Here is a 22518-nt window from a genome sequence, read left to right on the forward strand (position 1 = left end):
GTGACGGCCAACAACAAGACGAGCGAGACGAACGCGGCCCAGCCGTCCCCGGCGCGCCTGCACGTGGGGGAGCTGCTGAGGAACTTCCGGTCGCGGGCGGGACTGACGCGGCAGGAGGTGAGCGAGCGGCTGCTGGTGTCGGAGTCGACGGCGGGGGCGTACGAGCGGGGGGAGCGGATCCCTACGACCAGCTATCTGGTGGACGCGGATGCGTTTCTGGATGCGCGGGGGGCGTTGAAGTCGTGCATTCCGATGATGGAGGAGGAGAAGTACCCGCCTACGTTCGTGGGGTGGGTGCGGCTGGAGAAGAAGGCGGCAAGCATCTCGGCGTACGAGAACATGCTGGTCCCGGGGCTCCTGCAGACCGAGGAGTACATCCAGGCGCTGTACGAGGTGCGCATCCCACAGCTGCCTGACGTGGAGATCGAGAAGAACGTCGAGGCGCGGATCGAGCGGCAAGGGGTCCTGAAGCGGGATCCGCTGCCGATCGTTGCGTACGTGATCGAGGAGTCGGTCATCCAGCGGCCGCTGGGGAGCCGTACGGTTTTGCGGAACCAACTGCTCCACGTGCTGGAATGCATGCAGACGATGCACAACCTGATGGTGCAGGTGATGCCCACGGAGAGGCTTGCGCACGCGGGACTGCAGGGCTCATTTGCGTTGGCCAGCACGCCAGAAGGGCGAAATTGGGGGTACGCCGACCGGCCGGGCGGCGGTACGTTGATCTCCAAGCCGCAGGAGGTCAACCAACTCACGGACCGCTTCGGCATGTTGCGGGCACAGGCGCTCACGCCCTGGGAGTCCGCAGAACTGATCGAGAGGACGGCGGAGCGACTGTGACCACCGAGCGACTGACCTGGTTCAAGTCGAGTTACAGCGGCAACGAAGGTGGCAACTGCGTCGAGATCGCCTACGCCTGGCGCAAGTCCAGCTACAGCGACAACGAGGGCGGCAACTGCATCGAGGTAGCCACCCACCCCCACGCCATCCACATCCGCGACTCCAAGATCCCCGACGGCCCTACCTTCACCGTCACCCCCGCCGCCTGGTCCGCCTTCGTCAGGGCGTCGGCTCAGTGAGCGAGAGTGTGAGCGAGAGCGAGCGCGTGCCGTTCAACTGGCCCTGGTCCAGACGCACCGCCCTCACCCCCGACCTCGTCGTCGGCATAAGCCTGCTCCTCCTCGAAGCCGCCGCCTTCATAGGTGTAAGGCTCGGCAGCGGCATGAGCGTCTGGGTCGCCGAGTGGGCGGACGCCGACACCGCCTCCGTACAGCGCGCCAGCATCAGAGCGGCGGAGTACTTCCTCCTCACCACCCTCGCCTTCGTGGTCCTCGCTGTCCTGGCCCGCGCCCCGTGGACCATCGCGCTGCAGCTCCTCGCCGCCGTGACGCTGGCCGTCCTGCTCGCGTACTCGCAGCACGCCTACGACCAGTCCCACCCCCGCCCCGCACCCACCCCCGGCCCCAACTACCAGCCCTGCTACAGCGGCAGCGGAACCTGCGACTGAACGCCTCGCGCCAATTCCCTACACGCCCTTGGATAGTTGCATTATCTTAGGCCCCCTGTGGCTTCATCCAGGGGGATCACTACATGGAACATCTGACGGGGCAGGACCCCACCCACATCGGCCCGTACCGTCTGATCGCCCGCCTGGGCGAGGGCGGTATGGGCCTGGTCTATCTGGGGCGGTCCGATCTCGGCCGTACGGTCGCCGTGAAGGTCGTCCAGGCCGAGCACGCCCAACACCCCGAATTCCGGCGCCGGTTCACCCGCGAGGTCGCCGCCGCCCGGCGCGTCGGCGGCGACTGGACGGCTGCCGTCCTGGACGCCGACACCGAGGCCGCCGTGCCCTGGGTCGCCACCCAGTACATCCCGGGACCCGACCTGACCACCGTGGTCGGCAAGGACTTCGGGCCGCTCCCCGAGCACTCGGTCCACACCCTCGCCAACCGCCTCGCCCTCGCCCTCCAGGCCGTTCACGACGCCGGGTTGATCCACCGCGACCTCAAGCCGTCCAACGTCCTCGTCACCGTGGACGGGCCCCGCGTCATCGACTTCGGCATCGCGCGGGCCCTCGACAGCATCGGCGCGGACAGCCTCCTCACCCGTACCGGCATGCTCATCGGCTCGCCCGGATTCATGTCCCCGGAGCAGGTCCGCGGGCTTCAACTCACCCCCGCCAACGACATGTTCTGTCTGGGCGCGCTCCTCGTCTACGCCGCCACGGGCCGCCTCCTCTTCGGCGCCACGGACACCGGGCTCAACGCCCACCTCTTCCGGATCGCGGAGGAGGAGGCGGACCTGACCGGCGTACCGGACTCGCTCGTCGATCTCGTACGCGAGTGCCTGTCCAAGGACCCGATGGTGCGGCCCACCCCCGCCCAGGTCGTCGAGCGCACGGAGACGGACCGGGCCGAGGAGTGGCTGCCGGGGACGGTGCTCGCCCAACTCGGGCGCAAGGCCGCCGAGTTGCTGGACTTCGCGCCCGAGCAGCGGGGCCCCCAGCCGGACCCCCGGCTGCAGGCCCTCCCCGCGCCGACCGCCTACCCCCTGGCACCGCCGCAGTACGCGCCGGCCGCGTACGCGCCCACGGCCCCCGCGCACTTCGGCCCCGCGCCGGCATACGGAGGACCACAGGCGCCCCCGGTGCCGTACGGCGCGCCCGCCCAGCCCTTCGGGTCGCCGGGCAACGGCGGGGGAGCGCTTCTCCGGCGCGGGTGGAGCCTGGCGATGGCCACCGTCGCGCAACTGGCCGCGCTGCTCGGCGGGACGGCCCTCCTCGCGCTCATGCCCGAGATCCTGAGCGACCTGGGTGCGGACGCCTCCGAGCAGGAGTGGATGGTCACCGCGCACTTCGTGGTCTTCGGTGCGCTGCTGTTCGTCGGAGGGCATCTCGCGGATGTCATCGGCCGCAAGACGACGATGCTGATCGGCCTGGCGGGCTGCGTGGTGACCACCGCGATCCAGGCCACCGCCTCCGCCCCCGGCGCGATGCTCTGGGGATACATCGGGCAGGGTGCCTTCGCCGCCCTGACCACTCCGGCCTCGTTCGCGCTGGTCGCCGCCCACTTCACCGAGCAGAGGTCGCGCGCGAAGGCTTTCGGGGTCTACTCCCTGGTCGGCCTGGGCGGTTCCGCGCTCAGCCTGATTCTCGCGGTGCTGCTCGCCCAGAACATCACGTGGCGCGTGTGTCTGTACGTCGCCGTCCTGCTGGCCGTCGTCGCGCTCGTCGGCACCGCCACCCTCGTCCGCGATCTGCCGGACCGTGCCCCGGCGGGCTTCGACGGGCCGGGCGCGCTGCTCGGCGCACTCGGTCTCGCGGCCCTCTTCTACGGATTCGAGGCCTCTTCCCAGAGCGGCGGGGGAAACATCACCTCGGTCCTCATCCTCTGCTTCACCGTCGGCATCATCCTGCTGGGGGCCTTCTTCCGGCGGCAGTCGAGGACCTCGGGCGCCGCGATCCTTCCGTCGTACGACACCGGGGCCCGCGAGCGGATCGGCGCACTGATCACCCTGTTCCTGACCGGGCTCGCCTTGGCCCTCGTGATGCCGCTGTTCAGCGAGTTCCTGTGGTCCACCGATTCCGGGCTCGTGGCGCTCCCCGTGATGGTGGGCTCGTTCCTCGTCGGCTCCCTCGTGGCCTCCGGCCGTCTGCTCCCCCGCGTCGCTCCCCATGTCCTGCTGGTGCCGGGGCTGCTGCTCGCGGCGGTGGGTGTCCTGCTCACCCTCCGGGACATGACGTCCCCTGCCGAGGCCTTCCCCATCCTGATCTGCCTCAGCGTCGGGCTGGGCATGGCCGGCACCGTGCTCTACTCGGCGATCACCGAAGGCGTCGCCCCGGGCGGCTCCGGAGGCTGGGCTGCCCTGGCCTTCGCGGGCCAGGGCCTGGGCGGTTCGGCTGCCGTCGCCCTGATCGGCGGGATGGCCGGTGGGGAGGGCCTGCAGTCCAACGCCCGCGGACCCCTGTACGTGGCTGCCGCAGCCCTGGCGATCGCAGCCCTCGTCGGAGGGCTGATGATCAAGGGCCGGGCAAACCGTCAGTTGGCGGTGTAACCCCCGTCGATCGCCAGGCTCGAACCCGTCGCGAAGGAAGCCCGGTCGCTGCACAGCCACAGTGCGGCCTGGGCGACCTCCAGGGGGGTGGCCATCCGCTTCTGGATCTGGCGGGCCACGAACAGGTCCGCCAGTTCCGGCACCGTGTCGACCGCCTTCTGGATCATCTCCGTACGAGTCGTGCCCACGACCAGGGCATTGACCCGGATCCCGCGCTCCCCGTACTCGTGCGCCGCCGACCGCGTCAGGCCCAGGACCGCGTGCTTGGCCGCGATGTACGGGGCCGGGGCACCTGTGGCGACCAGGCTCGCCGTGCTCGCCGTGTTCACGATCGACCCGCCGCCCGCCTCCAGCATGACGGGGATCTGTTGGCGCAGGCAGTTCCAGGTGCCGCGCACATTGACGTCCATCACCCGGTCGAAGGTGTCCTCGTCGAGCTCGTGCAGCGGGGCCAGCACCTCACCCGCGTAACCGGCGTTGTTGAACGCCGCGTCCAGCGCCCCGAATTGGTCCACCGCCGTGGACACCGCGCGCTCCACGTCCGCGACCACTGCGACGTCCCCGGCGCTGGTCGCCACCCGCCCCCCGGTCCCGGCGATCTCGTCGGCCAGCGCCTTCAGCCGGTCCTCGCGCCTGGCCATGAGCAGGACCGACGCGCCTTCTTCGGCGAAGAGGCGGGCGGCCGCCGCACCGATGCCGCTCGACGCACCCGTGATCATGACGGACTTCCCCGCCAGCATTCCAGTCGTATTCGTGTCAGTCATGAGGGTGAGTAAACCGTTCCGCTGCTCGCCGCACACCCCTTTCCGATCACCTCTCCAGAGCTTGTGTACCGGCGATGACCTGGGACGGGGCCGGGAGTTCGACCTGGACCGTGAGTCCGCCTCCGGGGTTCGCGCTCGCGGTGACCGTGCCGTGGTGGGCCGTGGCGATGGAGCGGACGATCGCGAGGCCGAGCCCGTGGCCCGAGCGGTCGCTGCCGATACGGGGGCGGGCGCGGTAGAAGGGCTCGAAGAGCCGGTCCACGGAGGCCTTGTCGAGGTGGGGGCCGGTGTTCTCGACCTCCACGATCACGGTCTTCGCCCGGTACACGGTCAGTTGGACGAGGCCGCCCTCGGGGACGTTGTGGGTGAGGGCGTTGTCGAGGAGATTGGCGACCAACTGCCGTAGCAGCGTGGCATTTCCGGCCACTTCGCAGTCGAGTTCGGTGTCCACGTCGATACGGATGCCGTGCTCGGCCGCCCGCGCGGTGCGTTCCGCGGCGGCCTGTTCCGCGAGTTCGGCGAGGTCGACCGGTGCGGAGTCGAGCGGGACGTGGTCGGCGCCCGCCAGGTCGAGCAGGGCCTGTACGACGCTGATGTTGCGCTCGTTGGTCTCCCGCAGCATCGGGGCGAGTTCGGCGAACTCCTCGCCCGTGGGGTCGGCCGCGGCGACCTGGAGCAGGGCGCGGGTGGTGGCGAGCGGGGTGAGGAGCTCGTGCGAGGCGTTGGCGGCGAACCGCTGGTGGGCGGCGAAGGACTCCTCCAGGCGGGACAGCATCGTGTCGATGGTGTCGGCCAGTTGCTTGAGTTCGTCCTCGGGTCCTGTGGCGTTGATGCGTTCCGTCAGATTGCCGTCGGCCGCCCGTACCGCGGCCTCGCTGATGCTGTGCAGGGGCGCGAGCAGGCGCCGGGAGAGGAGCCAGCCGGCGCCGAGGCCGACCGTCATCACGAGGAGCACCCCGCCGACGGACACCATCAGGACCGTGTTCCAGACGTCCTCCTTGGTGGAGATCCCGTCCACGGGCGTGGCCTTGACGCCGGGCAGGAGCGTGGGGGCGGGTGTGGAGGCCGGGACGGGGGAGGCGGGCTGCTGCGTGGCGATGGTGCCGTCGGGGACCATCACGGTCGTGCTGAAGTCGTACGTCGGCAGGAAGCGCATCCCCACGTAGATGATCGTCACCATCAGCGCGGCACAGACCGCGAGGGCCGCCCCGAAGCCGAGGAAGAGCCGGCCGTGGATGCTCAGCGTCCGCTGCCTCTGCTGCCTCTGCTGTCTCTGCTGTCTCACTCGGACCCCAGGTAGTAGCCCGCGCTGATGGCGGTGTGGACGAGCTGGGGCTCCCCGAGCTTCTTGCGCAGGGTGTGCACGACGAGGCGTACCGCGTTGGTGAGCGGATCGGTGTGGACGTCCCAGGCCTTGTCGAGGAGGTACTCGGCGCTGAGCACCCCGCCGTCGGCGCGCAACAGGAGCTCCAGGACGGCGAGTTCCTTCGGGGTGAGACGGATCTCGGTGTCCGCCCGGGTGACCCGGCGGCGGTGGGTGTCGAAGGTGAGGTCGCCGAAGGTGAGGACGGGGGAGTGGGCCATGGGGCTGCGGCGGTACAGCGCCCGCAGCCGGGCGATCAGTTCGGGGAAGTCGAACGGCTTGGGCAGATAGTCGTCGGCGCCCAGGCCGAGCCCTTCGACCTTGTCGCCGAGGCGACCTGCGGCGGTCAGCATGAGGATGCGGCAGCCCAGGTCCATGGCGACGATCCGGCGGCAGACCTCGTCGCCGTGCACCCCGGGCAGGTCACGGTCGAGGATCACCGCGTCGTAGTCGTAGACGGTCACCTGCTCCAGGGCCGTCGCCCCGTCGTGCACCACGTCGGCCGTGATGGCCTCCCGGCGCAGTCCGATCTGAAGGACCCGGGCCATGTACGGCTCGTCCTCGACCACCAGCACCCGCACGCGCGCCAACCTTTGCATTGCAATTCATTCACCGGGACATACCCGTCTTATCAAACGGCGTCTTTGAACCGTGTATGAGAAGGCCGCGGAGTTCGCCGTTCGCAAATATTCTTCAAACGCATGCCTTCCTACGGTGGGAGGCATGAATTTGTTCAAGCGAGCCTGGTGGCGGCTTCGGGGCCATCTGGGCAAAACGGTAATGCTGGTCGGACTGTTCTTTGTCATCTGCACCCTGGTCCTGTCCGGGTTCCTGATCCAGTCGGCGGCGGCGCGGGCGGCGGAATCGGCGAAGAACAGCGTGGGTGTCGTGGCCACCATGCAGCTGGACCTGAACGCCCTGATCAACTCGGGGAAGATGAAGGGGTCGGACGGGCAGCAGGCCGGAATGATCGGTGCCGAGGGCGATCTGCACCGCAGCCTGGTGGACAAGATCTGCAAGTCCCCGGTCGTGGCGCAGTGCAACTACACGAAGGACGGGGTCGCGGCCCCGACCGACCAGGTCAAGCTCCACCAGCCGGTTCCGGCGCCCGCCGGCCAGGACACCGGTGGTGTGGACTTCTTCAAGGCGGACGGGATCCGTGATCTGAACGCGGTCAAGGACTTCCGTAACGGCGACTCGAAGATCATCGCGGGCTCCGGGATCAAGCCGGACAGCAAGAGCGACATGGTCGTCATCGAGGAGCGGGTGGCCAGGGACAACCACCTGAAGGTCGGCGACAAGATCAAGCTCAACGCCAACATTCAGAATCCCGACGGCAGGCTGAGCACCAAGGAAACCGACTTCGTGGTCGGCGGCATCTACAAGAGCGGCACCGCCGATCCCAGTTCTTACGTACCGCCGATGTCGGCGCCCTCGAACCAGATATACGTCACCCCGGACGGGGCGACCCGGCTGGACGGCAAGGAAGTGGGTGCCGACGGCGGAGTGCTGAAGGAGGCCACCTTCACCCTGCGCAATCCCGAGGACATGGACCGGCTGAAGAAGGACGCGAAGGCGGCCGGCGCAGACCTCACGATCTTCCCGCTGAGCGTCAATGACAAGCAGTACAAGACGCTGGTCGGCCCGATCAACAAGACCGCCGACTTCGCCTCCCTCACGGTCTGGCTGGTCGCGGTCGCGGGCACCGTCATCCTCGCCCTGATCATCGCCTCGAACATGCGCGAACGCCGCAAGGAGCTGGGCATCCTGCTCTCCCTCGGCGAGAAGAAGCCCAAGCTGCTCGGCCAGCACCTGGTGGAGATCGTCGCCTGCGCGGTCCTCGCGATCGGCTTCGCCGCCGCGGGCAGCCAGTTCCTGTCCCAGGCCATCGGCGACCAGCTGCTCTCCGGCCAGGTCTCCTCGGCCAACGACGCGGCAGAGAACGAAAGCAACCAGCCCGACCTCTCCGACCCGACCGGCGGCGCCAACAAGGAGGACGTCCCGGAGATCAAGCCCATCGACTCGATGGACGTACGGCTCGGCGCGGGCGACATCGCCAAGGTCGGCGCCACCGGCCTCGGCATCGCCGCCCTCGCCACGATCGTCCCGGGCATCGGGATCCTCCGCCTCAATCCGCGCGACATCCTCACGAAGGGCGACTGACGTGACCAGCCCCATCCTCCAGCTCTCGGACCTGAGCCGGGTCTACCAGTCGGGCAGCAGCCGCCGCACGGTCCTCAAGGACGTCAACTACGCGTTCGAGGAGGGGCGGATGTACTCCGTCATCGGTCCCTCGGGCAGCGGCAAGACCACCCTCCTCTCGCTCGCGAGCGGCCTGGACTCGCCCACCCGGGGGAGTGTCCGCTTCCGGGGCGAGGACGTGGCCGAGCTGGGCCTCGGCCGGTACCGCAACCGTCATGTGGCCACGGTCTTCCAGTCGTTGAACCTGCTCACGTACATGACGGCCGTCCAGAACATCACCTCCGCGATGGAGATCACCGGGGTGAAGGGCGCCCACAAGAAGCGCCGCGCCGTCGAACTCCTGGGCCTGCTCGGCGTGGAGGAGGCCGACCAGCACCGCAAGACCCTGGAGCTCTCGGGCGGACAGCAGCAGCGCGTCGCCATCGCCCGCGCCCTGGCCTGCGAGGTCGACATCCTCTTCGCCGACGAACCGACGGGCAGCCTCGACCAGGACACGGCGGACGGCATCATCGAGGTGTTCCGCAAGCTGGCGCACGACGAGGGCAAGTGCGTGATCCTGGTGACGCACTCGCGGGAGGTCGCGGACGCCTCGGACGAGGTCGTACGCCTCAAGCGCGGCAAGCTCATGACGATCTGAGCGCCGCCGGGGTCGGGGCCGGGCGTCTCAGGGGCGGGCGCCCGGCTCGTCCACGACTCCCCAGGCGTCGCGTGCGGACCTCATGCTCAAGCTGTCCTGGTCGACATTCTCGAGGAGCTTTCCGTCAATGTCCCTGGGCGGTGGCGTGTGCCTGACCTGGCCGAGATACGCGTACGTCTCCGGGGCGAAGAACAGCTCCTGCTTGCCCTGGAAGCCCGAGGCGCTCGGCTTGGCGTAGGTGACCGCCACGCCGATAGCCGGGCGTCCCAGCGGGTCCTTGACGCCCTTCTCCACCCGGGCGCCGTCGATCTTGGCGAGTGCGCGGAACAGGCCCGCCTGGGCGTTGGGCGGGATCAGGATCGACCGGTAGAGGACGTCGATCTCCCGCCAGTCGCGCTGGGCCGTGGTCTCGCCCGGGATGTCGCCGATGGCGTGCTCCTTGCGGATGCTTCGCATCATGCGGTCGGGGTCGCTCGGGACCGTCGCGAGGAAGCGGTAGAACTGGCGCTGGGAGCGGTCGTCGTACCCCTCCTCCTTCAGCTTCTTCTCCTGGTTGGGGAAGTAGGTGATCTGGAGTTTGTTGGGGTCGAAGTTCTTGATGCTGCCGGACGGGGGTACGCCGGGGAGGCTCGCTGCTCCGGTGCCGTCCCAGCGGGTCCACTCCTCGGAGGTCTGGGGCTTGCCCTGTACGAAGTTCGTGCTCTTCTCGTACACCCACTGCTTCGGTCCTGGCTCCGTCGTCTGAGTCTTCTCGACGGTCGCCGCCGCGAGTTCGAGGGTGTCGGCCGACGCCTGGGCGGAGAGCAGCTGTGGTCTGGAGGCCTGCTGGGGGCTGGGGCTCTTGCCGTCGTCGGGGAGCGTCACGACGACCGCTCCGGCCACGGCGAAGGCAGCGACCGCTGCGGCGGGCACCAGGAACGCCCTGCGCCGGAGGGGCGTCGTGCGCGCGGGCTTCTGGCGCAACTCCTCTGTCAGCCGGTCCCGTTGGGGTGCCAGCCACGCACTGTCGGGCAGCGGCGCGTCGGAGCGCAGGGCGCGTGTTTCGTCCAGCTCGTTCATGCGAGGTCGCCTTCCGGTGCGTGCGGTTCGAACGATTCGGTGAAGTGCGCCTGCGGGCCTGCCGCGGCACGCAGCTTCTTGCGGGCGCGGTTGAGGCGCGACCGTACGGTGCCCACCGGGATGTCCAGTGCGTCGGCGATCTCCTGGTAGGTGAGGTCGGCCCAGGCCAGGAGCAGCAGCGTGTGCCGGTCGTCCTGCGACAGCTTGGCCAGGGCTCCGGCCAGGGGGCGGACGGCGGCCTGCGCGGCGACGCGGTCGTCGGCGGAGTCGGTCCAGCTCTCGGCCACCGGGTCGCGGCCCGTGCGGGCCAGGATCTTCAGCGCCTTGACCTCTTCGCGGCGGTGCCGGCCGATGAGCATGGCGGTGATGCCGAACAGCCACGGCCGTACGCCGGCCCGCCCGCTGTCGTACCTGGCCCGTATCCGGAAGGCGGTCAGGAAGGTCTCGGCGGTGACGTCGTCGGCCGCGTCCCTGCCGAGGCGCCGGGCGACGTACTGGTGGATGGCGGGCGCATGCCGGTCGAAGAGCGCGGCGAAGCGCTCCGGTTCGTCGAGTGACGCCGCGATCAGGGCGGCGTCCTCGGCGAGCGGTTCAGTCATGGACGGTCCGTGGGGTCGGTGGGACAGGGGGCGTGTGCGTTTCACCCTGTACTTGCCGACCGGGCGGAAAAGGGTTCACGACCCCCCTTTGCGCCTAAACCAGCGCCGCTCTCGCGGAGGTGGCTGGCGCAGGTGGGGGTTGCTCAATGGCCGCTTGCGGTGCGTGCGGATGCGACACCGGGGCAATTCCAGCCCGTCCGGCGCTTGAGGACAAGCGGCCGAAGGTCGCTTGCGGGGGTGCATGGGGCGAAGCCCCCTTAATCCCGCCCCAGCACCACCGTCCCCGACGAGCAGAACCAGCCGCCCGTCCCCGACGCGACCGCCAGCTCCGGGAGCCGGCCGCCCGCCTTGCGGATCTGGCCCTCGCCCGCCTCGCCGCGCAGTTGCCGTACCGCCTCCACCATCAGGAACAGGCCGCGCATACCGGGGTGTTGGGCCGAGAGGCCGCCGCCGTCCGTGTTCGTCGGGAGGCCTCCGTCCCGCAGCAGGCGGCCCTTCTCGACGAAGGCGCCGCCCTCGCCCTTCGCGCAGAAACCCAGGTCCTCCAGGGTCACCAGCGTCATGTACGTGAAGGCGTCGTAGATCTCCGCCACGTCGATCTCCGCCGGGGTGACGCCCGCCCGCTCGAAGGCGAGCTTTCCGCTGACCGCCGCCGGGGAGACCGTGAAGTCGTCCCACTCCGACATCGTGGTGTGCGAGACGTGCTCGCCCGCGCCGAGCACCCAGACCGGCGCCTTCGCGCAGTCCTGTACGTACTCCTCGGCGACCAGCAGCACCGCGCAGCCGCCGTCGCTGCGGATGCAGCAGTGCAGTTTGGTGAAGGGGTCGGCGATCATCGGGCCCGACAGGACCTCGTCGACGGTGATGGGGGTGCGGTACATCGCGTCCGGGTTGGTCGCCGCGTTCGTACGGGCCTGGACGGCGATCTCCGCGAGCTGCTCCAGCGTCGTGCCGTACTCGTGCATGTGGCGGCGCGCGGCCATCGCGTACTTGGCGATGAGGGAGTGGCCGTAGGGGACTTCGAACTGGAGCGGGCCCCGGGCGCCGAAGGAGAGGTTCGAGGTGCGGCGCTTGGCCTTGATGTCGGCGCGGGCCGTCGATCCGTAGACCAGGAGGACCGCATTGGCGTGGCCCGCCGCGATCGCGTCCGCCGCGTGCGCCGCCATCACCTCCCAGGTGGAGCCGCCAACTGCCGTGCTGTCGACCCACGTTGGCTTCAATCCGAGATACTCCGCGACCTCCACCGGCGCCAGTGTCCCGAGCCCCGCCGAGGCGAAGCCGTCGATGACGTCGCGGCTCAGGCCCGAGTCGGCGAGGGCGCGGCGGGCGGCCTGGGCGTGCAGGGCGTAGGGGGTGGCGTCGTCGACCTTGCCGCAGTCCGAGAGGGCGACACCGGCTACGGCGACCTTGCGCCTGGCTGCGTTGGCTATGGCAGGAGACATGAATCTGACGGTACATCAGATTCGGACGGCCCGGACATGGAGCGTCCGCACCCTGTGCATCTCGCCCCCGCCGCTTTAATATGACGCGCCGTCAGATCAGGAGAGGGGCCCGCCCATGGATGCCGCCTTCACCGCGGAACAGGACGAGATCCGCCGTACCGTACGCGAGTTGCTCGCCAAACGCTGCGGTCCGGACGACGTCAAGAGCGCGGTGCGTACCGCCGCCGGATACGACAGCGAGCTCTGGAGCACCCTCACCCAGCAGCTCGGCCTGCCGGGCCTCGCGCTCCCCACCGAGTACGGAGGCGTCGGCTGCGGACCCACCGAACTCGCCCTGACCTGCGAGGAGACCGGCCGCGCCCTGCTCCCGTCCCCGCTGATCGCGACGTCCGCCCTCGCGGCCCCGCTGATCACATCGCTGGGCTCGGAGGCCCAGCGCGCCGACCTGCTCCCCCAGGTCGCCACCGGCGCGCTGACCGCCACCCTCGCCGCCCCCCTCGGCCCGGCCCTCGGCCTCACAGGACCGGTCGACGGCGACTGGGCGGGCGGCGGGCGTGCGGGCGGGGTGCAGGCGCGCATCGTGGACGGGGCGTGGCGGCTGTACGGGCAGGTCGAGCAGGTCCTGTACGGGCACAGCGCCGGCCTCCTCCTGGTCGCCGCCCACGCGGGCGGCTTCGCCCGAAGCAGGACGCTGCTCTTCCTCGTACGGGACGACGCCGCCGGCCTGGCCCGCACCCGGCAGACCGCCCTGGACGAGACCCGGCCGCAGGCCCGCATCGAACTCCGGGACACCGAGGCCGAGTTGCTCGGGGAGAGCGACGACGCGGACGTCCCCGCCGCGCTGGCCGCCGCCGGCTCCGTCGCGGGCGCCGTGCTCGCCGCCGAGGCGGTCGGGGCCGCGGACCAGGCTCTTGCCCGTACGGTCGAATACGTCAAGGAGCGCGAGCAGTTCGGGCGCGCGATCGGCTCCTTCCAGGCGGTGAAGCACCGGCTCGCCGACCTGTATGTGAGCGTGCAGGCGGCCAGGTCGGCGGCGTACTACGCGGCCTGGGACCCCTCGGCGGGCGGCCTCGCCCTCGCGCAGGGCCTGGAGGCGCTGCGCGTGACCGCGTCCGAGGCGATTCAGTTGCACGGCGGGATCGGCTTCACCTGGGAGCACGAGGCGCATCTGTACTTCAAGCGCGCGGCCGGGGACGATCTTCTCTTCGGGCCCGTGCACCGGCTGCGGGCGCATGCCGCCGACCGGGCCGGTCTGTTCGAGGGGAAGGTCGCGGTCTGATGCCGCCCGGAATCAAGCTCATGCAGAAGATGTCCTCCACGCGGGCCTTCGCGAAGTACGCCCCGCATTTCATCCCTGCGATGGACCGCACGGTACACAAACTGACGCGCGGCAAGGTGATGCTGAGCGCGCAGATGCTGCCGGGGCTGATCCTTACGGTGAAGGGCGCCAAGTCCGGTCAGCCGCGCACCACTCCGCTGGCGTGCATGCCGGTCGCGGACGGGGTGTGGGTGCTGGTCGGCTCCAACTTCGGGCGCCCGGGGCACCCCAACTGGACCGCGAACCTGCTCGCCCACCCCGAGGCGGACGTGAGCTGGAAGGGGGCGGACATTCCGGTGCGGGCGCGGCTCCTGGAGGGGGAGGAGCGGGCGCTGGTGTGGGAGGAGGCGCTGAAGTTCTGGCCGCCGTACGCCACGTACCAGGCGAGGATCGACCGCGAGATCCGGCTGTTCCGGGTGGAGAAGCGCTGAGGTCCCGGCCGCGGAGACGACGACGGCGGATCACCCTGAGTGATCCGCCGTCGGCGCGACAGGACGAAGCGAGCGTGCGCCCGCTACTTGACCGGCTTCTTGCCCGTGATGCCCAGGTGCACCAACAGGGCCAGGTTCGGCTTCAGTTCGGCCTGCTTGACGCCCCAGGTCTGGAAGCCCTTCTGGTGCGAGGCCACTGCGGCGAGCATCGCGACCAGGGAGCCCGCCATCGCGGCCGGGCTGACGTCGGCGTCGACCTTGCCCTTCGACTGGAGCTCCTTGACCGCGTCCGTAAGGGAGTTGGTCACGGAGTTGAGGATCTTCATACGGATCTTGTAGAACCGCTTGTCGCCTTCGGCGGCGCCGAGGTCGACGACCCGGAGGATGGCGTCGTTGCGGCGCCAGAAGTCGAGGAATCCCTCGACCAGTTCCTCCGCGGCCTGCCAGCCCGCCTTGCCGACCCAGGAACGGCCGGAGACGAGGGAGGTCAACCCCGCGCCCTCCTTTGCCATTTCCTCGGCGATCTCCAGGACGGCACCCTCGACGTCCGGGAAGTACTGGTAGAAGGTCGCGGGTGAAGTCCCTGCCTTCCGGGCCACGTCGATGACCTTGACGTCCCGGTACGGCGAGGAGCTGAGCATCTCGCTGAGGCAGTCGAGCAGCTTCTGCCGCGTCGCCTGACCGCGTCGACCGGCCACGCGGCCGTCGACGGTGCGTACTTGTCCTGTCATGCCGTCAGCTTACCGAGGGGTGATCGGAGCGCGATTCGGCCGACTGCAAATGGGGCTCGGCCGGAATCTGACGGGGCCCCGCCACGAATAGTCTTATCAACAGCCTGTGGATTGTTTCTGTGGACAAGTCTTCGAGTGGGGGGCGAGTGCGGGGGATAATGGGCCATATGTTCGATTTGCTTGGCTGCGGGAAGGGTGGGGCGCCGCTAGCTTGGGGACAACGGGCGTGACGGGCGTCACAGAGTGTGGAGAAAGGACGGCCCTCCCATGGCCGCATTCGCAGACGGACTGCCCTGCTGGGCGGACGCGCAGCTCGACGACGTGGCGGCGGGCAAGCGCTTCTACGGGGAGCTCTTCGGCTGGACCTTCGACGACAACCCGGACGAGAAGTACGGCGGCTACACGAACGCCTTCAGCGACGGAAAGCGCGTCGCCGCCCTGGCGCCCAAGCAGGACGGCCGCATGCCCACGGTCTGGACCGTCTATCTGGCCACCGCCGACGCCGCGGCCACCGCATCGGCCATCACGGAGGCCGGTGGGCAGGTGGTGCTCCAGCCGATGGAGGTCGCCCCGTACGGCACGATGGCCGTCACCATGGACCCCGGCGGCGCGGTCTTCGGGCTCTGGCAGGGCGCGGAGCACCAGGGCTTCGAGAAGCAGCGCGAGCCCGGCGCCTTCTGCTGGGTCGAGGTCTACACCCGGGTCCCGGAGGCCGTGGACGCCTTCTACGAGGAGGTCTTCGGGTACGAGGGCCAGGACATGCAGGACATCCCCGGCGGCTTCCGTACGTACTCGCCGAAGGGCACCGAGCCAGGCCCCGAGACGGCCGTCGGCGGGCGCAGCGTCATCGGCCCGGACCGGCCCGACGAGCTGCCCTCCTATTTCCTTCTCTACTTCCAGGTCGCAGACTGCGACGCGACCGTGGCCGCGGCCACCCGGCTGGGCGGGCGGGTGCTGCAGCCGCCCTTCGACATTCCGTACGGGCGGATGGCGATCCTCAACGACGACCAGGGGGCCACGTTCGCCGTCCTCCAGGGCTGAGGGGGAGCGGGGCGCCCTGCCCCGATTGCACCGGGACACCCCGATCCGCACCCGGGTTCGCCACCACCGCCCCAGGCAGGAAGAATCAGGGTGCGCACCGCCGGGTGGTGCCCAGTGGTGAGACGCTGCACGGGGCTGCATTGACGCAGGGCCGTACGGGGAGAGGGCAGGCAAGTGGTGGAGCAGCTGACGCAGCACGATCCGAGGCGCATCGGCCCGTTCGAGGTGCTCGGACGGCTCGGCGCCGGCGGCATGGGGCTCGTGTACCTCGCGCGCTCGGCCTCGGGCCGGCGCGTGGCGATCAAGACGGTACGGACCGAGCTCGCCGAGGACCAGCTGTTCCGGGTGCGCTTCACGCGCGAGGTCGAGGCCGCACGGGCCGTCTCCGGCTTCTACACGGCGGCGGTCGTCGACGCGGACCCGCGGGCGGCCGTGCCCTGGCTGGCCACCGCGTACGTACCCGCCCCCTCCCTCGAAGAGATAGTGAATGAGTGCGGGCCGATGCCGGCCCAGGCCGTGCGCTGGCTGGCGGCGGGCATCGCCGAGGCCCTGCAGTCGATCCACGGCGCGGGTCTGGTCCACCGCGACCTGAAGCCGTCCAACGTCCTGGTCGTCGAGGACGGGCCGCGCGTCATCGACTTCGGGATCGCGTCCGGGGTCTCCAACACCCGGCTGACCATGACGAACGTGGCCGTCGGCACACCCGCGTACATGTCGCCCGAGCAGGCCAAGGACTCGCGCAACGTGAAGGGCGCGAGCGACGTCTTCTCGCTCGGCTCGACGCTCGTCTTCGCGGCGACCGGGCACGCGCCCTTCCACGGGGCCAATCCGGTGGAGACCGTCTTCATGCTGCTGCGGGAGGGCCCCGACATCAACGGGCTGCCCACCGAGCTGCGTCCGCTCATCGAGGCGTGCATGCAGATGGAGGCCGTGAACCGGCCCAGCCCCGAGGACCTCCAGGCCCAGCTCGCCCCGCACCTCTTCTCGTCCGGGAGCGACGACAGCGGTACGGCGTCCGCGTGGCTGCCCTCGCGGGCCACCGCGATGATCGAGCAGCGCCGGGGCGGCCGCCCGCCCCAGCAGCGCCCCACCGCCCAGCCCTCGCCGCCGCCGCGACCGGCGTACCAGCCGCAGCACCAGGCTCAGGCCCAGCAGCATCAGCACCAGGCGCAGTCCCAGCCCCAGGAGCAGGGCGACTGGCGCATCGCGCCCGCCGAGGGCCCCGTCCGGCTGCCCGGCGCCCAGGTGCCGATCGGTCCCGGGCCCCGCGCCGCCGAGGTGCGCTCGCACGCGGTGGCGGAGGCGGGCCCCGCGACGGGCTGGATCCGGCCGCCCGGCGGCGGCGCGCTCAACGGGGCGGAGGCCGCGGTGGCCGCCCCGCCCGTCCCCGTACCGGCGCAGACCCCGGAGGGCTCGGCGCGCTGGCGGCCGTGGCGGTTCCGTATGTCCAACGACGTGTGGGGCACCCCGGTCGTCGACGAAGGGCTGCTCTACGTCACGTCCTTCGAGGTGCACGCGCTCGATGTGGGCAGCGGCAGACGGCAGTTCAAGACCAAGGACGTCGCCTGGTCGATGGCGGTCTCCGGCGGCCGCATCCACGCCTCCGACGGCCCCACGCTCTATGCCTTGGATGCCAAGGACGGCACGGACCGCTGGCGGCTGCAGACCGACGCCTGGGTGTACGCGCTGCGGGCCGACCGGGGCACGGTGCTCACGGCGACGCGCGGCGGCGGCGTCCAGGCCTGGGAGGCGTCCAACGGCGAGAAGCTGTGGGAACTGACCGGCGCCCAGACGGACTTCGAGACCCCGGAGGCGGGCCCTGTCCTCGACGCGGACACGGTGTACGTGTGGAAGGACGCCCGGCTGTACGCGCTCGACGCCCGTACGGGATCCGAGCGCTGGTCCTACCCGGTCGGCGACGCGGCCTCCTGCGGCGGGGTCCCGGTGCGGCTGGCCCCGGCTGCTGATGGCTATGTGTACGTCTCCGCCGGGACCAGGGTCCTGGCGGTCGACCGGGCGACGGGCCATGTGCGCTGGCACTTCGAGGCCCCGGCGGTCTTCCTGTCGCCGCCCGCCTTCGCCCCGGGCCCGGCGGTGGCCGGGGGCGGGGTGTACCTCGCGGACTACCTCGGCACGGTCTACGCGCTGGACGCGTCGACCGGCAAGGACCGCTGGCGCATCGCGACCGAATCCCGCCAGTCGGTGGAGCCGGTCCTGGTCGCCGACGGCAACGTGCATGTGGGCAGCGGGAGCGCGCTCTACACGCTGGACGCGGTGACGGGCACGCCGAAGTGGCGGTTCGCTGCGGGCGGCGAGGTCGTCGGCGCTCCGGTGGTGGCCGAGGGCCGACTGCACTTCGGGTCCGCCGACCACTGTCTGTACACGCTGGATGCGGCGGGCGGCCAGCTGCGGTGGAAGCTGGCGACGGGCGGGGAGATCACGGGGTCGCCGGTGGCGAAGGCGGGTGTCGTGTACGCGTGCAGCAAGGACCGGTGCGTGTACGCGCTGGACGCGGTGAAGGGGACGGGGACGGGCGGCGGCCGGAGCTAGTGGGGGTCAGTCGTCCTTGCGGGCGGGCCACTGCTGGACCGGCTGGGTCTGGGTGTCGTGCTGCTGCGGCGGCTCGGGTTCGGTCAGCTCCGGGGGCAGGTCGCTGGAGCTGAAGGAGCCGGTGTCGGCCTCGGGCTGGTACTGGTAATCGGGCTGCGGCTCGGGCTGAGCGGCGTACGGCTCGGGTGCGTACACCGGTGCGTGCTGCGGCGCACGGCTGCCGCGGCCGCTCATCACCGCCGCGCCCACGAGGAGCAGGACACCGCCGCCGAGGGCGTTCGCGACGCCCTGGCCGAGGCCGGTGCCGTTGGAGCTGAGGGAGAGGCTGCTCTCGACCTGGTACTGGCGGACCATCCAGAGGACCGCGAACCCGAGCGTGACCAGGCCTGCGACGCCGACCAGGAGCCGGGAGCGGAGGACGACGCCGACCAGGGCCAGGAGCGCCGCGAAGGCGAAGGGCAGCAGGATCGATCCGGCGATGGACGACTTGGTGGCGGTGATGCCGTTGAAGAGGTCCTGGATCCGGTAGGCGCTGCCGTGGCGGCCGTCGTACCAAGCTTGGAAGGGGCTGTATACGGCGGCCGCCGCGCCAATCAGAGCCACGGCCGAGCCGAGGACGTTGCGGATCATCATCAGCCTCCAGGCGGCAGCTCTTGATCACGACGTTACGCCGGGTGCGGGTACCCCGCGCGGCGGAGAACATGGCTCCATGACGGAACATCTGCGTGCCTGGTGGTCCCATCGGCAGGGGCTGGACGGATCTCTGCGGGGTGCCGCCCCGGACGAGGTCCTGGCGCGGACCGGATGGGCGAGGTCGGTCGGGGGTTCGGGCCCTTATCTCGGGCTGTACGCGCGGTGCGGCGCGGGCCGGGAGGCGGTGGACGCGGCGGTGGCGGCGCTGGAGGTGCACGAGCTGCCGTCCGCGCGCGGATGTACGTATGTGCTGCCGGCCGGGGACTTCGCGCTGGGGCTGACGGTGGGGGCGGGGGCGCCGGAGGGGGAGATCAGGGCGGCGGAGAAGCATCTGGGGGTGCGGCCGGCCGAGGTCGAGGAGCTGTGCGAGGCGGTGACGGCGGCGCTGGGCGACGAGCCCCTGCTCCCCGCCGCGATCCGGGACGCGGCCGGTGACGCCGTACGGAATCTGGGTGACGCGGGCAAGAAGCGCGGCCTCACGACGACGCTGCCCCTGGCGCTGGGCCGGCTCCAGGCGCGGGGCGAGATCCGCCGCGTACCGGTGAACGGGCGACTGGACCAGCAGCGGTACGGATACGTCCGGTGGGGCCTTGACCTGGGCGGACTGGGGGAGGCGGAGGCGCGGGCGGAGCTGGCGCGACGCTACTTCGACTGGGCGGCGCCTGCGTCGCTCGCCCACTTCCGCTGGTTCAGCGGATTCACGGCGGCGGTGGCGAAGGCGGCGGTGGCGGGTCTTGACCTGGTGGAACTGGAGGGCGGGCTGCTGATGCCGGGGGCTCTACGGGAGGAGTTCGAGGCGTACGCGCGCCCGAAGAAGCCGCAGTACGCGCTGCTGGCGGGGATCGACGGGATCCACCTGCTGCACCGGGAACTGGGCCGGCTGCTCGATGCGTCGGACGCCGAACGGACCTTCCTGAAACGGTCGTTGGGCGGTCTGGCGGACGCCCCCGCGCACATGATCGTGGACCGGGGCCGGCTCGTGGGGCTGTGGGAGTACGACGTGGAGGCGGCGGAGATCGTGTGGCAGTCGTACGTCACGCCGGACGCGGCCCTGCGCAAGGCGGTGGCGGCGACGGAGGCTTTCGTACGGGACGAACTGGGCGATGCCAGGAGCTTCAGCCTGGACTCGCCCAAGAGCCGCGCGCCGAGGGTCGCCGAACTGCGGGCTGGGCCCGGCTAGTTCACCCCGCTAAGGTGTCGCCGACAACGGGGACGGGGGAGGACACGGCATGATGCTGCGACGCGTGAGGTTCGGGGCTGTTCTGGTGGCGGTGGTGCTCGCACTGACCGGCTTCTCGAGCAAGAAGCACGGGCACAGCTCGGGCGGGGGAGGCTGCTCCAGCTCGAAGAGCCGGACGACGCACCACGACTACGACGATGACGACGACTACAGCTCGTCGTCCTCGACCGGGGGCGGCTCGTACACGGACACCCCGACGCCGACACCGACGGCTACCGCTTCGGAGGAGCCGGTCGCGACGGTGGTGACGTGCGTGCAGAAGGCGAAGGGCAAGCGCAGGGCGGTCACGACGGCGACGGTGAAGGTGGTCGCCGAGGGTGGGTACGAGTACCGGGTGCGGTTGGTGTTCCGCAGCGGGACGGGCACGGTGGTTGACAGCGGGACGGGGACGCTGCACGTGGGCTACTCGGAGGACTCGGGGACGCTGAAGCTCCCGATGGACTCGCCGGCGAAGGTGAGCCGGGTGGTCAGGTGCGAGGTGGAGTCGGTGGAGCGGGTCGGTTAGGTCCACCAGGCCCGTGCGTTTTCGCAGAGGTAGCGGGCTAGTTCGGATGCTGGAGGTTGAGCGCGTCCAGCGCTGAAGCGCTCATCGGGACCCGGACCGGGGTGAAGTCGCCCGTGTCGGGGTCGTCGGGCTCGACGCTGCCGCCGACCGTCGTGCAGTACGAGGAGCCTCCCGGCCAGCCCCGGCGCAGGAACACCAGGTGGTCGCCGTCGAGCAGGACGGCTCGGGCCTTGCGGCGGACCTTCATGGTCGTGACGATAGGCCTTGTGGCCGGATACGTAAGGTGTGCGTGTGAGTTGGGATGTCTTCATCATGAGGTTTCCGGCCGAGGCCAGGGACCTGGGTGAGATCGGTTCAGACTGGGACCCGCCCAGTCTGGGCACTGGTCGGCACGTCCGCGCCGTCCTTGCCGAGGTTGTGCCGGGCATCGCGTTCTCGGAGAGCGGCTGGGGCGACTACGAAGGTCCCGGGTTTTCCATCGGGACCCCGGTCGACGAGGCGGACGATGCTCCCGTGTCGTGCGTATCCCTCATCGTCCACGGAAACGGCGAAGCAGCAGCCCAGGCCGCTCTCGCCGTCGCCGACGCGCTGGAAGCGCGGGCCGTCGACACCGGGTCGGGGGACTTCCTCACCGCCGAGTCCGCCCGGTCCGCCCTCGACTCCTGGCGCGCCTACCGCGATCGCGTCGTGGGCCCTACCGCACCCTGAACTCCCGTCCCCTCCCCCCGAACAGCCCCGCCTGTTCCGAAGCCGGGGCGTTGCCCAGGCCTATCAGGAGCGGGGCCTGCGCCACCGCCGCCGCCCTCGTCGCCGACTTGGCCGCCCACAGCGCCCGTACCGTCCCCTGGACCGCCTCCGTCGGGTACGACGCGATCGTCTCCGCGCAGCGCACCGCCGCCTGCTCCTCCTCGCCGTCCGGGGTCAGCTCGCTCACCAGGCCCACCTCGTACGCCCGCTTCGCCGACACCCTCTCCGCCGTCCCCATCAGCGACATCCTCGCCGCCTCCCCGAACGGCATCCGCTGGGCCATGTACATCGCCTCGTATGCGCTGACCATTCCGTACGTCGTATGCGGGTCGAAGAAGGTCGCCCCCTCACCCGCCACGATGAACTCCGACTCTCCCAGCAGGTAGAAGGCTCCTCCGCACGCCATCCCCCGCACCGCCGCGATCACCGGCTTCCACAGGTCCTGTGACTTCGGGCCGATCGTCAGCAGCGGATCGTCGATCGTGTACGGCGACGGCGGCTGCGGCACCTCCGCGCCCCGGTCGATCCCCGTGCAGAACGCCTTCTCGCCCGCGCCCGTCAGCACGATCGCCCGCACCGTGTCGTCGAATCTGAACTGCCGCCAGATCGCGGTCAGTTCACTCGCCGTCGTCAGGTCGATCGCGTTCAGTTTGTGCGGGCGGTCGATCGTGACCACCGCCACGCCCGTCTCCTTGAACTGCTGGACCAGGATGCTCATGACCGCTCCAGCAGCCACTGCGGAACGGTCATTCCCTCCACCTCCGCGAACGCCACCTGCACCCGCGCCCCGATCTTCAGCTTCGACGGGTCCACCGAGTCGAGCCGCGCACCCGCCTCCGCGACCACATTGCCCACCAGGCGGATCTGCGGAGCGTCCGCCAGTTCCACCACCACCGCGTTGTACGGGGCCTGTTCCGCGTACTCGGGGAGCAGCGGCGGGTGCGGGAAGACGTACGACCAGATGCGGGCCCGGCCGCTCATCAGGCGCCAACCGCTCTCGAAGGACTGGCACTTGGGGCAGCAGGGGCGCGGCGGGAAGCGGAGCTCCTCGCACTCGCCGCACTCCTGCACACGGAGTTCGCCCTGGGCCGCGTACTCCCAGAAGGGGGCGCCGTCGTCGTCGGTTACCGGCTTCAGCATGGT

24 protein-coding genes are annotated in these 22518 nt (G+C 70.4%); 13 read left to right on the forward strand and 11 right to left on the reverse strand.

Translation table 11 applies throughout. The features are described 5' to 3' along the window. The 4 genes from OG707_RS22795 to OG707_RS22810 all read left to right on the forward strand — a co-directional run bounded on the left by OG707_RS22795 (nt 1) and on the right by OG707_RS22810 (nt 4053). Nucleotides 1-840 (forward strand): helix-turn-helix domain-containing protein, encoded by an 840-nt coding sequence (locus tag OG707_RS22795; protein ID WP_329121174.1) that lies wholly within the window; start codon nt 1-3, stop codon nt 838-840. Beyond that, nucleotides 837-1079, forward strand: a complete 243-nt coding sequence (locus tag OG707_RS22800) for a DUF397 domain-containing protein (RefSeq protein ID WP_329121176.1) — start codon at nt 837-839, stop codon at nt 1077-1079. Before OG707_RS22795 ends, OG707_RS22800 begins: the two co-directional genes overlap by 4 nt. After that, nucleotides 1076-1507 (forward strand): DUF6234 family protein, encoded by a 432-nt coding sequence (locus OG707_RS22805; RefSeq protein WP_329121178.1) that lies wholly within the window; start codon nt 1076-1078, stop codon nt 1505-1507. Before OG707_RS22800 ends, OG707_RS22805 begins: the two co-directional genes overlap by 4 nt. 83 nt (nt 1508-1590) lie before the next feature. Further along, on the forward strand, nt 1591-4053 hold the full coding sequence (locus OG707_RS22810; RefSeq protein ID WP_329121179.1) for a bifunctional serine/threonine protein kinase/MFS transporter: 2463 nt from the start codon (nt 1591-1593) through the stop codon (nt 4051-4053). Here the strand turns inward: OG707_RS22810 and OG707_RS22815 are convergent. The 3 genes from OG707_RS22815 to OG707_RS22825 form a co-directional block, all read right to left on the reverse strand. Continuing rightward, complete coding sequence (locus OG707_RS22815; protein ID WP_329127924.1) at nt 4038-4772, reverse strand: SDR family NAD(P)-dependent oxidoreductase; 735 nt, start codon at nt 4770-4772, stop codon at nt 4038-4040. The two genes, OG707_RS22810 and OG707_RS22815, sit on opposite strands and share 16 nt — an antisense overlap. A gap of 91 nt (nt 4773-4863) precedes the next feature. Further along, the gene (locus OG707_RS22820; RefSeq protein WP_329121181.1) at nt 4864-6102 is read right to left on the reverse strand and encodes a sensor histidine kinase; all 1239 of its coding nucleotides are present in this window, start codon (nt 6100-6102) and stop codon (nt 4864-4866) included. Then, entirely contained in the window at nt 6099-6761 is a 663-nt protein-coding gene (locus OG707_RS22825) for a response regulator transcription factor (protein WP_329121183.1), read from the reverse strand. The genes OG707_RS22820 and OG707_RS22825 overlap by 4 nt, the downstream gene beginning before the upstream one ends. A 142-nt stretch (nt 6762-6903) precedes the next feature. On the opposite strand from OG707_RS22825, the gene OG707_RS22830 reads away from it, so the two are divergent. Continuing rightward, a complete protein-coding gene (locus OG707_RS22830) occupies nt 6904-8343 on the forward strand; it encodes an ABC transporter permease (RefSeq protein ID WP_329121185.1) in 1440 nt (479 codons plus the stop codon). A gap of 1 nt (nt 8344) precedes the next feature. Further along, nucleotides 8345-9019 carry an ABC transporter ATP-binding protein gene (locus OG707_RS22835; RefSeq protein ID WP_329121187.1) on the forward strand — a complete coding sequence of 225 codons (675 nt, stop codon included), beginning with the start codon at nt 8345-8347 and terminating at the stop codon, nt 9017-9019. A gap of 27 nt (nt 9020-9046) precedes the next feature. Here the strand turns inward: OG707_RS22835 and OG707_RS22840 are convergent, their stop codons facing one another. The 3 genes from OG707_RS22840 to OG707_RS22850 form a co-directional block, all read right to left on the reverse strand. Then, complete coding sequence (locus OG707_RS22840; RefSeq protein WP_329121188.1) at nt 9047-10078, reverse strand: CU044_5270 family protein; 1032 nt, start codon at nt 10076-10078, stop codon at nt 9047-9049. Beyond that, complete coding sequence (locus OG707_RS22845; protein WP_329121190.1) at nt 10075-10677, reverse strand: RNA polymerase sigma factor; 603 nt, start codon at nt 10675-10677, stop codon at nt 10075-10077. The genes OG707_RS22840 and OG707_RS22845 overlap by 4 nt, the downstream gene beginning before the upstream one ends. Nucleotides 10678-10934: 257 nt before the next feature. Continuing rightward, nucleotides 10935-12119 carry a thiolase C-terminal domain-containing protein gene (locus OG707_RS22850; protein ID WP_329121192.1) on the reverse strand — a complete coding sequence of 395 codons (1185 nt, stop codon included), beginning with the start codon at nt 12117-12119 and terminating at the stop codon, nt 10935-10937. A 115-nt stretch (nt 12120-12234) separates the two neighbouring features. Between OG707_RS22850 and OG707_RS22855 the strand changes: the two genes are divergently transcribed. Both OG707_RS22855 and OG707_RS22860 read left to right on the forward strand, forming a co-directional pair. After that, complete coding sequence (locus OG707_RS22855; RefSeq protein ID WP_329121194.1) at nt 12235-13398, forward strand: acyl-CoA dehydrogenase family protein; 1164 nt, start codon at nt 12235-12237, stop codon at nt 13396-13398. After that, a complete protein-coding gene (locus OG707_RS22860) occupies nt 13398-13868 on the forward strand; it encodes a nitroreductase family deazaflavin-dependent oxidoreductase (protein ID WP_329121196.1) in 471 nt (156 codons plus the stop codon). The genes OG707_RS22855 and OG707_RS22860 overlap by 1 nt, the downstream gene beginning before the upstream one ends. An 83-nt stretch (nt 13869-13951) precedes the next feature. On the opposite strand, the gene OG707_RS22865 is transcribed toward OG707_RS22860, so the two are convergent. After that, nucleotides 13952-14599 (reverse strand): TetR family transcriptional regulator, encoded by a 648-nt coding sequence (locus tag OG707_RS22865; protein WP_329121198.1) that lies wholly within the window; start codon nt 14597-14599, stop codon nt 13952-13954. Nucleotides 14600-14866: 267 nt separating this feature from the next. Between OG707_RS22865 and OG707_RS22870 the strand changes: the two genes are divergently transcribed. After that, complete coding sequence (locus OG707_RS22870; RefSeq protein WP_329121200.1) at nt 14867-15640, forward strand: VOC family protein; 774 nt, start codon at nt 14867-14869, stop codon at nt 15638-15640. A 177-nt stretch (nt 15641-15817) separates the two neighbouring features. Continuing rightward, complete coding sequence (locus tag OG707_RS22875; protein WP_329127925.1) at nt 15818-18190, forward strand: outer membrane protein assembly factor BamB family protein; 2373 nt, start codon at nt 15818-15820, stop codon at nt 18188-18190. 6 nt (nt 18191-18196) lie between these two features. Here OG707_RS22875 and OG707_RS22880 read toward each other — a convergent pair whose 3' ends face one another. Further along, nucleotides 18197-18823, reverse strand: coding sequence for a hypothetical protein (locus OG707_RS22880; RefSeq protein ID WP_443071369.1), 627 nt, complete (start codon nt 18821-18823; stop codon nt 18197-18199). A gap of 76 nt (nt 18824-18899) precedes the next feature. On the opposite strand from OG707_RS22880, the gene OG707_RS22885 reads away from it, so the two are divergent. Beyond that, nucleotides 18900-20063 (forward strand): DNA glycosylase AlkZ-like family protein, encoded by a 1164-nt coding sequence (locus tag OG707_RS22885; RefSeq protein ID WP_329121202.1) that lies wholly within the window; start codon nt 18900-18902, stop codon nt 20061-20063. Nucleotides 20064-20112: 49 nt separating this feature from the next. Then, complete coding sequence (locus OG707_RS22890) at nt 20113-20628, forward strand: hypothetical protein (RefSeq protein ID WP_329121204.1); 516 nt, start codon at nt 20113-20115, stop codon at nt 20626-20628. A gap of 37 nt (nt 20629-20665) precedes the next feature. On the opposite strand, the gene OG707_RS42455 is transcribed toward OG707_RS22890, so the two are convergent. Beyond that, nucleotides 20666-20875 (reverse strand): hypothetical protein, encoded by a 210-nt coding sequence (locus tag OG707_RS42455; protein WP_443071370.1) that lies wholly within the window; start codon nt 20873-20875, stop codon nt 20666-20668. Nucleotides 20876-20919: 44 nt separating this feature from the next. On the opposite strand from OG707_RS42455, the gene OG707_RS22900 reads away from it, so the two are divergent. Further along, nucleotides 20920-21336, forward strand: a complete 417-nt coding sequence (locus tag OG707_RS22900) for a hypothetical protein (RefSeq protein ID WP_329121205.1) — start codon at nt 20920-20922, stop codon at nt 21334-21336. Here the strand turns inward: OG707_RS22900 and OG707_RS22905 are convergent. Both OG707_RS22905 and OG707_RS22910 read right to left on the reverse strand, forming a co-directional pair. After that, complete coding sequence (locus tag OG707_RS22905) at nt 21323-22093, reverse strand: enoyl-CoA hydratase/isomerase family protein (protein ID WP_329121206.1); 771 nt, start codon at nt 22091-22093, stop codon at nt 21323-21325. The genes OG707_RS22900 and OG707_RS22905 overlap by 14 nt on opposite strands. After that, nucleotides 22090-22515 (reverse strand): Zn-ribbon domain-containing OB-fold protein, encoded by a 426-nt coding sequence (locus OG707_RS22910; RefSeq protein ID WP_329121208.1) that lies wholly within the window; start codon nt 22513-22515, stop codon nt 22090-22092. The genes OG707_RS22905 and OG707_RS22910 overlap by 4 nt, the downstream gene beginning before the upstream one ends. Between the last annotated feature and the right edge of the window lie 3 nt (nt 22516-22518).

Origin of the sequence: Streptomyces sp. NBC_01465, from assembly GCF_036227325.1 — a bacterium.
Taxonomy (GTDB): domain Bacteria; phylum Actinomycetota; class Actinomycetes; order Streptomycetales; family Streptomycetaceae; genus Streptomyces.